The sequence below is a fragment of the Indolivaga macrotermitis genome (assembly GCF_900128985.1).
In the GTDB taxonomy this organism is placed as follows: Bacteria; Bacteroidota; Bacteroidia; order Bacteroidales; family Dysgonomonadaceae; genus Dysgonomonas_A; species Dysgonomonas_A macrotermitis.
This window is the reverse complement of record NZ_FQUC01000008.1, coordinates 94,175-107,978: the sequence shown is the minus strand read 5'-3', so window position 1 is coordinate 107,978 and position 13,804 is coordinate 94,175. Positions and strand designations below refer to the sequence as shown.

14 protein-coding genes are annotated in these 13,804 nt (G+C 38.4%); 7 read left to right on the top strand and 7 right to left on the bottom strand.

Annotated features, from left to right (window positions below; translation table 11 throughout):
• Positions 1-168 precede the first annotated feature (168 nt).
• From BUC12_RS11830 to BUC12_RS11800, 7 genes are all read left to right on the top strand, one after another.
• Positions 169-942: a rhomboid family intramembrane serine protease gene (locus BUC12_RS11830; protein WP_062178065.1), complete on the top strand. Its 774-nt coding sequence runs from the start codon at positions 169-171 to the stop codon at positions 940-942.
• On the top strand, positions 926-1,804 hold the full coding sequence (locus tag BUC12_RS11825; RefSeq protein WP_062178067.1) for a rhomboid family protein: 879 nt from the start codon (positions 926-928) through the stop codon (positions 1,802-1,804). The genes BUC12_RS11830 and BUC12_RS11825 overlap by 17 nt, the downstream gene beginning before the upstream one ends.
• A complete protein-coding gene (locus tag BUC12_RS11820; protein WP_062178070.1) occupies positions 1,788-2,912 on the top strand; it encodes an endonuclease/exonuclease/phosphatase family protein in 1,125 nt (374 codons plus the stop codon). The genes BUC12_RS11825 and BUC12_RS11820 overlap by 17 nt, the downstream gene beginning before the upstream one ends.
• 60 nt (positions 2,913-2,972) lie before the next feature.
• Positions 2,973-3,335 carry a 6-pyruvoyl trahydropterin synthase family protein gene (locus BUC12_RS11815; RefSeq protein WP_062178074.1) on the top strand — a complete coding sequence of 121 codons (363 nt, stop codon included), beginning with the start codon at positions 2,973-2,975 and terminating at the stop codon, positions 3,333-3,335.
• Positions 3,316-3,897 carry a 7-carboxy-7-deazaguanine synthase QueE gene (locus tag BUC12_RS11810; RefSeq protein ID WP_062178077.1) on the top strand — a complete coding sequence of 194 codons (582 nt, stop codon included), beginning with the start codon at positions 3,316-3,318 and terminating at the stop codon, positions 3,895-3,897. The genes BUC12_RS11815 and BUC12_RS11810 overlap by 20 nt, the downstream gene beginning before the upstream one ends.
• Positions 3,894-4,808 carry a ribonuclease Z gene (locus BUC12_RS11805; protein ID WP_062178080.1) on the top strand — a complete coding sequence of 305 codons (915 nt, stop codon included), beginning with the start codon at positions 3,894-3,896 and terminating at the stop codon, positions 4,806-4,808. Before BUC12_RS11810 ends, BUC12_RS11805 begins: the two co-directional genes overlap by 4 nt.
• A 74-nt stretch (positions 4,809-4,882) precedes the next feature.
• The gene (locus BUC12_RS11800) at positions 4,883-5,194 is read left to right on the top strand and encodes a T9SS type A sorting domain-containing protein (RefSeq protein WP_082141888.1); all 312 of its coding nucleotides are present in this window, start codon (positions 4,883-4,885) and stop codon (positions 5,192-5,194) included.
• Positions 5,195-5,252: 58 nt separating this feature from the next.
• Here BUC12_RS11800 and murI read toward each other — a convergent pair whose 3' ends face one another.
• From murI to BUC12_RS11765, 7 genes are all read right to left on the bottom strand, one after another.
• Positions 5,253-6,089, bottom strand: coding sequence for a glutamate racemase (gene murI / locus BUC12_RS11795; RefSeq protein WP_062178089.1), 837 nt, complete (start codon positions 6,087-6,089; stop codon positions 5,253-5,255).
• Between the two features lie 38 nt (positions 6,090-6,127).
• Positions 6,128-6,655, bottom strand: a complete 528-nt coding sequence (locus BUC12_RS11790) for an OmpH/Skp family outer membrane protein (RefSeq protein WP_062178092.1) — start codon at positions 6,653-6,655, stop codon at positions 6,128-6,130.
• Between the two features lie 196 nt (positions 6,656-6,851).
• Positions 6,852-9,755 carry a translation initiation factor IF-2 gene (gene infB, locus BUC12_RS11785; protein ID WP_062178095.1) on the bottom strand — a complete coding sequence of 968 codons (2,904 nt, stop codon included), beginning with the start codon at positions 9,753-9,755 and terminating at the stop codon, positions 6,852-6,854.
• A gap of 113 nt (positions 9,756-9,868) precedes the next feature.
• On the bottom strand, positions 9,869-11,125 hold the full coding sequence (gene nusA, locus BUC12_RS11780; protein ID WP_062178097.1) for a transcription termination factor NusA: 1,257 nt from the start codon (positions 11,123-11,125) through the stop codon (positions 9,869-9,871).
• Between the two features lies 1 nt (position 11,126).
• Positions 11,127-11,594, bottom strand: a complete 468-nt coding sequence (gene rimP, locus BUC12_RS11775) for a ribosome assembly cofactor RimP (protein WP_062178101.1) — start codon at positions 11,592-11,594, stop codon at positions 11,127-11,129.
• Between the two features lie 163 nt (positions 11,595-11,757).
• Entirely contained in the window at positions 11,758-12,600 is an 843-nt protein-coding gene (locus BUC12_RS11770; protein ID WP_062178105.1) for a hypothetical protein, read from the bottom strand.
• Between the two features lie 44 nt (positions 12,601-12,644).
• On the bottom strand, positions 12,645-13,481 hold the full coding sequence (locus BUC12_RS11765; RefSeq protein ID WP_062178108.1) for a hypothetical protein: 837 nt from the start codon (positions 13,479-13,481) through the stop codon (positions 12,645-12,647).
• Between the last annotated feature and the right edge of the window lie 323 nt (positions 13,482-13,804).

Here is a 13,804-nt window from a genome sequence, read left to right as displayed (position 1 = left end):
TAATATTGAAACACCAAATATAGATTATAGTTTAGTAACTATCAAAAAAAAACCGAAAAACATCTGTTAAATAGACGATTTAATGAATTTTTGGGATAGATGGAGTTCATTTTGTCCTGCCAAACGGAAAATATAAGTAAATTTGTATTCAATACTTATTGATATTTTATGAATCAAAGCAATAGAGGGTTTTTTAGCTCGGTTTCTCCGGTTACCCTCAATCTTATTATCATTAATGTAATAATCTGGCTTTCGCAAACTTTGTTTCTATCTCGGGGGATAGATATAAGTAGTTATCTGGGGCTTCATTATTATACATCCGATAGTTTTTATCCGCATCAGCTTATCACGTATATGTTTTTACATGATCCGAGGGGTATAACACATGTTCTCTTTAATATGTTTGCCGTATTTATGTTTGGACGGACACTGGAGATGGTATGGGGTGGAAAGCGTTTCTTGTTCTATTATATCCTTACGGGTTTAGGTGCAGGTATTGCAAATATGCTGGTGATGTTTTTCCGGATCAAGTATGCCGAGATGCAGTTGTCTCCGGAGATGGTAACCGATGTATATGTGAAAGGTGCAACTTTAATAGAAAAGGGTTTGACATACAACGAACCTGCTATGGCGAGGCTGAACGAACTATTATATATTTCGAATATTGGATGTACGGTAGGTGCATCGGGTGCCGTGTTTGGCATACTTGTTGCATTCGGAATGTTATTCCCGAATGTCGAACTTATGATAATACCTATACCTATACCTATCAAAGCAAAGTTTTTTGTAATAGGGTATGGTGTGATAGAGCTATTGTTAGGAGTCTGGGATAAAGCCGGTGATAACATTGCGCATTTTGCGCATTTAGGAGGTTTGATTACGGGATTGATTCTGGTATTGTATTGGAAAAAGACGAATAAAAAGAATGGCAGATTTTATTAAATCGTTTCGGAATTTATTAAAAGGTAAGGATGTGGTTTTTACATTGATAATAATCAATGTGATGGTCTTTCTGGTTTGCGCATTGCTAAGGGTTATTGGCCTTTTGTTTGAGATTCCTTATCCTGACTTGAGTGTCTATTTTGAAGTATCATCTAATATCGGCATTGTAATCAGGCATATCTGGACTTTGATTACCTATATGTTTTTACATTACGACGTATTGCATATCCTATTCAATATGCTGATGTTGTATTGGTTCGGAATAATATTCCGGTCTTACTTTACACCCAAGCATATGGTTGCCGTATATATTTTGGGAGGAATAGCTGCTGCTCTGTTTTATATCCTGACTTTTAACACCATCCCTTATTTTATAAAGCTAGGTAGCTCGTCTATGATAGGCGCTTCGGGTGCTGTTACCGCTATTATTTTTGCTGCTGCATTTTATAATAAGAACCTTCAGGTGGGGCTTCTCTTTTTCGGACGTATTAAGATTATCTATATAGCTCTCTTTATATTCGTTCTGGACTTTATAGCACTGGGAGGGGGGAACAATACCGGAGGGCATGTTGCTCATATCGGAGGTGCTTTATTCGGCTATCTTTTTGCGACACAGTATCTGAAAGGGCGCGATATTACTAAATGGTTTAATATGGTTATCGATAAAGTCGTAAATCTATTTAAACCATCGCCTCGTATGCGTGTTACATATAGAAAAGAAAAAACAGATGAAGAGTATAACCAGCAACGCCATAACACTGAAGAGCAAATAGATGCTATTCTGGATAAAATAAAGCAATCGGGTTATAGCAGTCTGAGCAGCGACGAGAAAAAGAAATTATTCGATGCAAGTAACAAATAATCGTTATTATCAGTATTTCCGGAAGGCATTAAAGTCAATTCTTTTCAGTATAAATATATTTGTACTGGTAATCTTATTGTCAGCATTTCTTACTTGGAATGTCTCACCTGAAAGATTCTCTGTTTTTGCATATCTGGGATTGGGTTTTGCCTTTACTTTTGTGGCTAGTATTGCTTTTTTACTCCTGTGGTGTTTTACACGGAAATGGAAATTTGTAGCGGTTAATATTCTTGTAATCCTGATTTGTTATAATCCAATTACGGCCTATTTTCCCGTAAATATCTTCTCATCAAAAGCTCCTGAAAAATCATTAAGAATAATGACTTATAATGTAAGAGGATTTGCGTGGGATGTAAACCGGGGATGGGATAAGAATCATCCTATGATAGAATATATTCAATCCGTTGATCCGGATATAATTTGTATGCAGGAATATCTGAATGTTACATGGGGTGCAAAGACCAATACTCGTAATCTGTTGAAGGCTCTTAAAAAGTATCCGTATCATTCGATGACATTGCTCCGGCCCTCTTCGAGGTTTGATTACGGGTTATTCTGCATGTCGAAATACCCTATAAAGAATGTACAGGTTATTCCTATCGTTACCAGTGATAACGGAGCTGTATTATACGAAATAGAAGTAGACGGAAAACGGGTCAGTTTGATAAATGTACATTTGGAATCGAACCGCTTGACCTCGAATGACAAACAATTATACAAAAAACTTCTTAAGCAGCGCGATTCGCAGATGATTGATGAAGTGGCATATAGTTTGGAGAAGAAACTAGGCGGAGCTTATAAGGTAAGAGCCCCTCAGGCCGACTTAATAGCTCATTATGTAAGTGAACAGAATACAGATGCGACAATTGTTTGCGGCGATTTTAATGACACCCCTATATCGTATGCATATCGCACTATATCGAAAGATTTGGTAGATTCGTATGTTGAAACGGGATTTGGCCCGAGGATTACGTATCACGAAAATTATTTTTGGTTCAGGATCGATTTTATACTTCATTCAAAGAATATAAAAGCATACAATACTACGGTTGACAGGGTTAAATTCTCAGACCACTATCCGGTTTGGACTGATATTAGTTTAAACTGATAAATTTTATATACAGACTGTTTTTTATATACAGTCCCATAGTTAATTAAGTTGAAAATTATGTATAAGATAAGTAAGCAATTTGCATTTTCGGCATCGCATATCCTCGAGGGTTTGTCGGGGGATCATCCTTGCAGCCGGATGCATGGACATAATTATATTATTACCGTTCACCTGAAATCTGCAGAACTGAATGAGGTCGGTTTTGTTAAAGATTACCGTGAATTGAGTTTTATTAAAAAGTATATAGATGATGTGCTGGATCACAGGCATCTGAATGACATATTTGATGTAAACCCTACTGCCGAAAATATCGCCCGCAAGCTTTATGAAATTTTTGTAAAGCAGGCACCACAGATATATGCAGTGGAAGTATCCGAAACTCCTAAAACTACCGCCATATATGAAGCTGACGGTAAATGAAATATTTTACTCGCTGCAAGGTGAGGGGGGAAGGGTAGGCGAACCGTCTATTTTTATCCGCCTGACTAAGTGTAATCTGGCATGTTCATTTTGTGATACGGATTTTGCTGACGGAGATGATATGTCTCTTGACGAAATATTGGGAATAATAAGTCGATACCCTTGTAAGTGGATTATATGGACAGGCGGTGAGCCTACTATACAATTAAAGAACGAGTATCTGGCTTTCTTTAAAGAACATGGTTATAAGCAGGCTATAGAGACTAATGGAACTAAGCGTGTACCCACCTTGATTGATTATATAACATGCAGTCCCAAGCAGAATTATTCGAGGATAAAAGACCTTATACCGAAGGTTGATGAGATTCGTATTCCTTTGCAAACAGGTGATGTTTTACCGGATATTGCTATTTTTCCGAAAGCTGATAAGTATTTTATCAGTCCTATATTCGATGGGGATGTACCCAATACCGAAAATATTAATTATTGTGTAGAGCAGGTTAAACTTGATCCGAGGTGGACATTAAGCTTGCAGGTGCATAAGTTGATACATATTGAATGAATAAATTTGAACTTCACATACTTGGCTGTGGCTCGGCTTTGCCTACAATGAAACATGTGCCGTCTGCCCAGGTTTTAAATATACGGGAGAAGTTATTTCTGATAGATTGCGGTGAGGGTACTCAACTTGAGTTTCGCCGTGCCCGCTTATCTTTTGGACGTCTCAGCCATATCTTTATATCACATTTACATGGTGACCATTGTTTTGGACTAATCGGACTGATCTCAACTCTGGGCCTACTTGGAAGAACAGGAAACTTAACTATTCATGCAGTAGCAGAACTGGAAGAAGTACTGCGCCCACAGTTAAACTTTTTTTGTCAGGGAATGTCATACAAGGTTATTATAGAATCTTTTGATCCGACTAAAAATGAAGTGATATATGAAGATCGTTCAGTAAAAGTCAGCACTATCCCTTTAGATCATAGAATGCCTTGTGCCGGGTTTCTTTTTGAGGAGGCCGATTATGATCTTAACCTAAAGAGTGATATGATTCGTTTTTATGATATTCCTGTAAAAGATTTACCGGATATAAAAAAAGGAAAGGATTTTATTATGGCGTCAGGTGAAGTAATACCCAACTCGCGGCTGACACATCCTAAAGTGCATGCCCGGAAGTATGCATACTGCTCGGATACTGCTTATAAAGAGGATATTGTTCCTATTATAAAAGATGCGGATCTATTGTATCATGAAGCGACATTTCTGGAAGATAATGCTGCCCGTGCACAGATTACCCGTCATAGTACTGCCCGCCAGGCTGCTACTATAGCAAAAATGGCTAATGTGAAGAAACTGATGATCGGGCATTATTCATCAAGGTACGATGATGATAGCTTATTTAAGAAGGAAGCACAAGAGATATTTCCTCATGTAATACTTGCAAACGAAGCAATTGTGGAAAAATTATAAATAATAGGAAAAATATTTATCAACAAGCCGTATTTTTTTCAAAAATTAGTATATTTGCACTACACGTAGAACAGATGAAATCTTTTAATAAAATAATACTTATTCTAATGCTTACCTCTTTACCTCTTTTGGGATTTGCTCAAAAAGGAGGAGATAAGGATTCTTTTGATAATGATCATCAAGGGATTGAGGTTGTTATTAATGGAGAAAAAGTTTCTGTTCTGAATTTACCTCAGGATGGAGTTGTTGAAGTTTTCAATATATTAGGCTCTAAAATGACTACTTTTGTTGTAAATAATGGAGTTTGTTCGAGCCGTGTAAACCTACCTAAAGGATATTATATCCTTAAATCCGATAATATAACTAAAAAGATAGTGGTTAAATAACACTATACTATTTATTCAATACTAGTTATATCTTTCGCAAAATTTCCAGTAAAATTATTTAATCGAGGCTTATTCTTTCGGCTTCTATTTCTTTATTAAGGAAAATACTTGCCGACTCTTTGAATTTTGTCGAAGATTCAGTGGTAAAGTATTTCGTATTGGAGCCTTTTGAACAAAGTATATCCATTTCGGGGTGCCTGTTAAGATAATCTTTCAGGCTTTCGGCAATATACTCTCCTTGCGAAATTATATTTAAGTCTGGAGGTGATATTTTTTTGATCTTATCAAGTAGGAGAGGATAATGTGTACAGCCTAGAATAAGAGTGTCTATAGCGTTATCTTTAGCAAGTATATCATCGATGCCCTGTCTTACAAAATAATCGGCACCGGGCTTGTCATACTCATTGTTTTCGACCAAAGGTACCCACATAGGACAGGGAAGGGAATTGACTACGATGTCCGGATATATTTTCCGGATTTCGAGGGGATATGATTCTGATTGAATTGTACCTTGTGTCCCTACAATTCCGATATGTCTGGTTTGTGTGATTTGTCCTACAATCTCGGCAGTGGGACGGATGATACCCAGTACTCTTTTCCGTGGGTCGATATGTGGAAGGTCATTCTGTTGTATGGTCCGTAAGGCTTTAGCCGAAGCAGTGTTGCAAGCCAGTATAACAAGGTTACATCCTCTGGCAAATAACGCTAATACAGCTTGTTTAGTGAATTCGTAAACAATGTCGAATGACCGTGAACCATACGGTGCCCTCGAATTGTCTCCAAGGTACATATAGTCATATTCGGGTAGTAATTTTTGTATTTCTGAAAGGATCGTAAGACCTCCGTATCCTGAATCGAAAACCCCAATAGATCCCGGTTTTAAGTTTTTTTGCATAAATCTATCTGTATGTAGGGAATAAAATCAGGCTGATCTTATCTTCTGCCTTGTAGTAGTTTGGATCTTACCAGTGAATTGGCATCTATTGCGTCCGGAGTTATAAATGCAATAGCCGGATTCGATGCGTCGTATATGCAAGTATAGCCTTGCTCCATTCCTATCTGGCGAATGGCTTCCTGCATCTTTTCTTTCAAAGGTTCTATTAATTGCTTTTGCTGGCTTTCTACATCTTCCTGAGCCACTTTTATAAAGCGGTTTATGTTTTGTTCCAATTCGTAAAGCTCCTGCATACGACGAAGCTTAATGCTTTCGGCAAGATTATTTTGATTGGCCAAAAAATTAGTATATTTAGTATTATACTCATTTTGCATTATAGCCAGTTCATCTTTATATTTTTTATTTAACTCTTCGATGGCTTTTGTAGCTTCAATTTTTCCGGGTACAGATTCTAATAATTCAACAGAATTAATATATGCAATTTTGTCTGAGGTCTGTGCCTGAAGCTTGTTGCTACATACTAATGCTAAAATAAGTAGAGTAGGAAAAATAATCTTCTTAATCATTGTCTTCAGATTATTACAGGAAAATATTGATAGAGAAATGTAAGACTTTATACTGTAGGATTCAACCTCTGACCTGATTGATAGTTGTGTGTTTCGGTGGTACGGTTGATACCACCGATTTCAAGGCATGATTGCTTGGTTACAACTATCAATTGGTTCTTTAGGTTATGCTTACAAATATAATAAATCTTTTTTATTATAATGTTTTCTTTACTTCTATTTCTTCGAATGCTTCAATTATATCGCCAACTTTGATATCGTTGTAGTTGTGAATATTCAAACCACATTCGTATCCGAAGGCAACTTCTTTTACATCGTCTTTGAAACGTTTCAATGAGCCCAGATCTCCGGAATATATTACGATGCCATCGCGGATAAGACGGATTTTATTAGATCTTTTGATCTTACCTTCTTTAACCATACATCCGGCAACGGTACCGACTTTGGTGATTTTAAATACTTCGCGTACTTCAACGTTAGCGGTAATTTCTTCTTTGATTTCAGGAGATAACATACCTTCCATCGCTGATTTCACTTCGTCTATAGCGTCGTAAATGATTGAATACAGACGTATTTCGACTCCGTCTTTTTCGGCCGATCTACGTGCAGCCATTGATGGGCGCACCTGGAATCCGATAACGATTGCATCTGATGCAGCTGCCAAAGTTATATCTGATTCAGAAATCGCTCCTACTGCTTTATGTATTACATTTACTTGTATTTCTTCTGTCGACAGACGTATCAATGAGTCAGATAGAGCTTCAACAGATCCGTCCACGTCTCCTTTTACAATAACGTTCAGCTGCTGGAAGTTTCCGATGGCTATACGACGGCCTATATCGTCCAGAGTAAGTATTTTCTGAGTACGTAAGCCTTGCTCACGTTGCAATTGTTCACGTTTGGTAGCAATATCACGTGCTTCCTGTTCACTTTCCAGTACATGGAAAATATCCCCTGCCTGAGGTGCTCCATTCAAACCGAGTATTAATGCCGGAGCTGATGGTGCAGCTGCTTCGGTACGTTGGTTACGTTCGTTGAACATCGCTTTCACACGCCCGAAATAAGTTCCTGCAAGAACAATATCTCCTTGTTTCAGTGTTCCGTTCTGAACGAGTACAGTAGAAATATATCCGCGGCCTTTGTCGAGTGATGACTCAATAACGGAACCTGTTGCACGTTTATTCGGATTAGCTTTTAGTTCAAGCAACTCGGCTTCCAGAAGAACCTTTTCTAGTAGTTCATCTACACCAAGACCTTGTTTAGCTGATATATCTTGAGATTGGTATTTACCACCCCATTCTTCCACAAGGTAATTCATGCTGGCAAGAGTTTCTTTTATCTTGTCGGGGTTTGCAGATGGTTTATCAATCTTATTAATAGCGAATACGATAGGAACACCTGCTGCCGTAGCGTGATTGATCGCTTCTATAGTCTGTGGCATGACACTGTCGTCGGCTGCTACTATAATAATTGCGATATCTGTTACCTGAGCTCCACGGGCACGCATGGCTGTAAATGCTTCGTGACCCGGAGTATCTAAGAATGTGATACGGCGTCCGTCTTTCAATTTTACGTTGTATGCACCGATGTGCTGTGTAATACCTCCGGCTTCACCGGCAATCACATTGGTTTGACGGATATTATCAAGTAATGATGTTTTACCGTGGTCAACGTGTCCCATTACAGTTACAATAGGAGCGCGTGGTTCCAAGTCTTCTTCCCGGTCTTCTTCTTCGGCTATAGCTTCTACAACCTCGGCACTTACATACTGGGTTTTGAAACCAAATTCTTCAGCAACAATATTAATTGTTTCTGCATCCAGACGCTGGTTGATCGAAACCATCATACCGATACTCATACAGGTTGAAATAACCTGAACAACCGGAACATTCATCATACTTGCCAAATCGTTGGCTGTAACGAATTCTGTTATTTTAAGAACTCTGCTTTCGAGTTCTTGTTGTTCTTGTTCTGCCTGTTGCCTGTTAGAATTGGCTTCTCTTTTTTCTTTACGGTATTTAGAACCCTTGTTTTTACCTCCTTTACTTGTAAGGCGGGCCAGAGTTTCTTTTATTTGTTTCTGAACATCTTCTTCACTTACCTCCGTCCTGATAGCCGGTTGTCCCGGTTTACGAAGATGAGGTTGTTTAGACCTGTCTCTGTTGACAGTTGGTTGACCTCCGCCGGGAACACCTTTTTCGATATCAACTTTTCCTTTTTTGATACGTGCTCTTTTCTTTTTAGAGGCGTCGTCGTCGGCGTTTTGAACTCCTTTCTTCTGTTCATCGACACTTTCTTTTTTCAGGAGTTTTACGGTATTTTCTTTTACCTTTTTAGTATCAGACAATTCTTTGTCCATGCGTTCTTTACGCTTTTCAGCCTTAGTCTTTTTGGCAGGACGGGTTTTGTCATTGATAGCACTAAGGTCGATGGTACCTTTTACTACGATGTTCGACTTCAATGTCGGGCTTTTCAGTCTGAATACATCATCGTCATCGTCAGATGCTTTCGCCTGGTTTCCTTCCTCGTTCTGAGGTGTCTCTGTTTTTTCTGGTTCAGCTACAGGCGCTTCTTCTTTAGGCGCTTCTGTGTTAGCTTCCGGAACAACAGGTATTTCTTTTTCGATCTGCTGTTCCACTTCGGGGGCAGCTTTTATATCTTCTTCTGGTTGATTTATCACTGATTCGATAATAGTTTCTTCTTCCTTTTCTTCTTGTATAGGATCCTTGACTGGTGTGCTTTTCGGTTTGTTCAAGTTGTCAAGATCTATCTTGTCTATGACTTGGATGTGTGGTTTAATGTCCTCAGGGATCTCAACTTTTATTTCCTCAACTACGGGAGGTGCTGCCGGAGCTTGCACTTCAGCATATTCTTGTTGAGCCTCTTTCCGCTTTTCTTTTTGTAGTTCTTTGTTGCGGTCTGAAGCCAGTTTAAATTTTTTATCCTTGCCAAACTCTGCTATGAGCAGATCGTATTGTTCATCTTCAATCTTCGTATTAGGATTAGCCTCGATGGCAAACCCTTTCTTCTGCAAGAATTCAACAAGGCTGCTGATTCCTACATTCAAATCTTTTGAAACTTTTATTAATCTTATAGACATACGTTTTTTTTAAGTCATGAAATATGAACAGTATGAAAAGGATAGATTTCTTACTTGTGTCGATATTTATTTACACAAAAGTATTAAGAAATCATAGAAATACCAAATAAGTATTATTCTTCGTCCTCAAACTCGGCACTTAAGATGGCAAATAGTTCGTCTACTGTATCCTCTTCCAAGTCGGCCTCTTTGGCCAGTGTTTCTTTGTCTACACCCAGAACGGCTTTTGCTGTTACGTATCCTAGTTTTTTCAACTGTTCGATTACCCATTCATCGATTTCGTCGCGGAATTCATCCAAATAGATATCTTCTTCGTCGAAGTCGTCAATATCTCGGTATACATCAATCACATATCCTGTCAACATACTTGCGAGCTTGATATTTAATCCGCCTTTACCGATAGCAAGAGATACTTCTTCGGGACGAAGGAATACTTCGGCTCTTCTTTCCTCTTCGTTAAGCTTGATCGTTGTGATCTTGGCAGGACTCAATGCACGCTGTATATACAGATTCATGTTTGAAGTATAGTTGATGATATCGATGTTTTCGTTTCTTAACTCACGAACGATACCGTGTATACGCGAACCTTTCATACCTACGCAAGCTCCAACCGGATCAATACGGTCGTCGTATGATTCAACGGCTACTTTTGCTCTTTCGCCCGGTATACGCGCGATGTTTTTGATAGTGATAAGCCCGTCGTTTATTTCGGGTACTTCCAACTCGAATAGTCTTTCGAGGAATACCGGAGATGTACGCGATAAAATAATCTTTGGGTTATTGTTTTTATTGTCAACACGTTCCACTACGGCTCTTACGTGTTCTCCTTTACGGAAGAAGTCGCTCGGAATTTGCTCTGTTTTCGGTAAAAGAAGTTCTTCTTTCTCATCGTCAAGAAGAAGTATTTCTTTTTTCCATATTTGATACACCTCACCGGAGACGATTTCTCCGATTTTTTCTTTATATTTATTATATAGTGAATCTTTTTGAAGCTCGAGTATCTTGGATGCCAACGTCTGACGAAGGTTCAGAATCGCCCTGCGTCCGAAATCTTCAAAGAATACTTCGTCGGTAACATCTTCGCCGACTTCAAAATCTTCATCTATCTTTTTGGCTTCGGTAAGAGATATTTCGGTGTTGGGATCTTCCAATTCTTCATCTTCCACTATGGTGCGGTTGCGCCATATTTCAAGGTCTCCCTTATCAGGGTTGATGATGACATCGTAGTTCTCGTCTGTTCCGAACATTTTGGCAATAACGTTGCGGAATGAGTCCTCAAGCACACTTATCATTGTCATACGGTCGATGCTTTTCAGTTCCTTAAATTCTGAAAAGGTATCGATCATGTTTATAACTTCTTTCTTAGCCATGTTATTTAAATCTAATTAGATATTTTGTATATTTTACTTCATCGTATCCGAAGGTCAGGTCTTCCTGAACTTCTACTTTACGTTTAGCTCCTTCCGGTTTTTCCATTTTAGAGATAGTGACAACAAAAGCTGTATTGTCACAGCTTTTTAATATCCCTGACAGTTTTTTTCCGTCTTTGGTCAGTACTTCTACTTCGTTTCCGATATTCTTTTCGTACTGTTTTTGTATCTTGAAAGGTGAGGTTACTCCCGCGGAACCTACTTCGAGTTCGAAATCTTCGACCTCGCGGTCGAAATGAGACTCTATTTCCTTGCTTAATTTGATACATTCATCGATACTGACGCCTTCTTTGCTATCTATCTCCACAACTATAATGTTGCCGGCTCTGACCGCAATGTCAACAAGGAATGTATCCGAATTTAATAGATACTCATCTACTATGTCTTTTATCTGAGCTTTGTCTATCATTTTTATATTTATGAACAAAAAAGAGAAAGCCTTAGCCTTCTCCTCTTACGATTTTCGATGCAAATATAATGTAAAAATATAAGTAGTCCAAATTTATCGATTAAAAAGTCATTGAGCGTCAGGTTTCTCTAAATTGTTTTCTGTTGTATTATAGTAACCGGTGTTAATTGATTTTTATAAAAGAACATCCAACTGTCTGGGGTTCGGTATTATCTCCTGTGCTGGGTGTCCCAAACTGAAATTGAAAAGTCTGGTTTTCGGCGACATACATGTGTACGATAAGGTATGCTGTCAGTCCTGTAGCCTGAGTAACTATTAAATTTTCACTAAAAATGAAGCGATACTCGGTATTTGTGGCAGCAGCTAGATTTCTGGGATAGCCCATAATTTCGTATGATCCTAAAAATCTTGAATCTTCTGTATTGGAAGACCAGATGGACTCCATTTCGGCAGCAGTTGCACTTGTTGGTACATTAGGTAATATTTGAAGAACAGGTCTGTCCGTTAAATTTAACGTTCCCGAGACTCTCCTCATTATACATTGTAATGTTACAGAGTAAGTTCCTTCACTAGGAAAAGTAAAAGATAGACCAGTAACGTATTTTAGCTGAGCAGGAGTGGCATCGAGATTAGTACTTGTTCGATTTCGTATTGTAAATTCACTAAAATGAGTGCCGGTCCATTGTGCATTACCATTAATATCCGAAGTTAGTACTCTGTCATTTGCTGCGTTGTTGGTCAGTTGTAATCCCGCGTTAGTATTTGTCGCATTTGTCGCTGGTACAATGGTTAATTTGTTAGATGGGGTAGTTGTGCCTATACCCATATTGCCATTGGTTAATATAACTACATCATCATCAGATTTGCCAGTTTGTTCCGAGTTATTGTTACCTTTTGGATCTATATTGAATATGCCGATAGGACTTTCGGTATTGACTCCTATTTGAGCATGTGCAATAATACCAATAGATAATGATAAATATAGATATAAAATTATTTTTTTCATTGTAGCTATTCTTTGTTATTATAATATTAACTTATAACTAGCAGTTAATTAATACGGATAAAAGATCCTCCTATAGTTTGCGGACTTACTGTTGTTGGGGTGGGGGTTCCATAGTTGAAGGTTAATGTCACGGTCTCACTGCATCGGATATATACAACAAGGGTTGCTTTGAGTCCTGTTAGTGTAGTCACTTGCATATTTTGACTGAAGATGAATCGATATTCGTTTGATGTCGTAGCGGGTTCTAAGGTACGGGCAATGCTCATGATTTCGTATGATCCTGTAAATCTCGCATTTATAGAGCCTGAGCTCCATGCCGTACTTATGTCGGTCGCTGCCTCTATATTTGGTAATATTTGTAGGACAGGCCTATCTGTTATAACACTTCTACCTGTTATATTAGCTGTCATTCTACATTGAAGTGTAACGGAATAAGTTCCCTCTATCGGGAAATTGAAAGATAGTCCTGAATTTATAAAGTGGGTACCTGCAGCCAAAGTTACTTGGCTTGCTGTTTGAGGTATATTTGTAAATTCGCTAAAGCCTGGCTGATTCCATACTCCATTCCCATAAGCATCTGAAGTCAAGACTTTGCCAGTACCTGCTCCGTTGGGCAGATGTAGACCAGTGTTTGTTCCTGTCGATACTATAGTCAGTTTATTGGTTGGCAAGGCAGTTCCAATGCCCATATTGCCATCAAATGTAATTATTACATCGTCGGAATCATTGGTCGGAGCTAGGGTTGTTCCTTCTGTATTGCCATTAGTGTCTATATGGAACCATCCTAATGGTTTTTTTGTATTAATGCCTACTTGAGCGTTAATATTAGCTAAGACAAAGAAGTTGATAGCTAGAAATAGAGTTACTTTTTTTAATGCCATTTTGAGTTGTTGTTTTAGAGTCACAGACTCTGCTGTTGTTATTATAAAGAGTAATTGTTTTTGAATGTAGTATTGGTAGGTAAAGCAAAGCCTTACCCCTATATATTTTCGTGTCTTTGTATTTAAGACAGTATTGATTAAGTTATTAATTCTAAAACAAGAAAGCAGCAAGATGCAAACACTGCACCCTGCTGCAACAGATTGTTGACTGACAGGCAAACTGTTATCCGCTGTAGTTTTCGAACGACAACAAAACAACAATGATTCTACCCGACACAGCTTGCCGAGCCAACTTATCTGAATAATGATCTGGAAATGGATAT

What these genes read in the sequence shown, in the direction of transcription:
- nusA (WP_062178097.1), bottom strand. Translation starts at nt 11,125, where the DNA reads ATGGCTAAGAAAGAAGTTATAAACATGATCGATACCTTTTCAGAATTT.
- BUC12_RS11805 (WP_062178080.1), top strand. Translation starts at nt 3,894, where the DNA reads ATGAATAAATTTGAACTTCACATACTTGGCTGTGGCTCGGCTTTGCCT.
- BUC12_RS11825 (WP_062178067.1), top strand. Translation starts at nt 926, where the DNA reads ATGGCAGATTTTATTAAATCGTTTCGGAATTTATTAAAAGGTAAGGAT.
- BUC12_RS11810 (WP_062178077.1), top strand. Translation starts at nt 3,316, where the DNA reads ATGAAGCTGACGGTAAATGAAATATTTTACTCGCTGCAAGGTGAGGGG.
- BUC12_RS11815 (WP_062178074.1), top strand. Translation starts at nt 2,973, where the DNA reads ATGTATAAGATAAGTAAGCAATTTGCATTTTCGGCATCGCATATCCTC.
- BUC12_RS11765 (WP_062178108.1), bottom strand. Translation starts at nt 13,481, where the DNA reads ATGGCATTAAAAAAAGTAACTCTATTTCTAGCTATCAACTTCTTTGTC.
- rimP (WP_062178101.1), bottom strand. Translation starts at nt 11,594, where the DNA reads ATGATAGACAAAGCTCAGATAAAAGACATAGTAGATGAGTATCTATTA.
- BUC12_RS11820 (WP_062178070.1), top strand. Translation starts at nt 1,788, where the DNA reads ATGCAAGTAACAAATAATCGTTATTATCAGTATTTCCGGAAGGCATTA.
- murI (WP_062178089.1), bottom strand. Translation starts at nt 6,089, where the DNA reads ATGCAAAAAAACTTAAAACCGGGATCTATTGGGGTTTTCGATTCAGGA.
- BUC12_RS11790 (WP_062178092.1), bottom strand. Translation starts at nt 6,655, where the DNA reads ATGATTAAGAAGATTATTTTTCCTACTCTACTTATTTTAGCATTAGTA.
- BUC12_RS11830 (WP_062178065.1), top strand. Translation starts at nt 169, where the DNA reads ATGAATCAAAGCAATAGAGGGTTTTTTAGCTCGGTTTCTCCGGTTACC.
- infB (WP_062178095.1), bottom strand. Translation starts at nt 9,755, where the DNA reads ATGTCTATAAGATTAATAAAAGTTTCAAAAGATTTGAATGTAGGAATC.
- BUC12_RS11800 (WP_082141888.1), top strand. Translation starts at nt 4,883, where the DNA reads ATGAAATCTTTTAATAAAATAATACTTATTCTAATGCTTACCTCTTTA.
- BUC12_RS11770 (WP_062178105.1), bottom strand. Translation starts at nt 12,600, where the DNA reads ATGAAAAAAATAATTTTATATCTATATTTATCATTATCTATTGGTATT.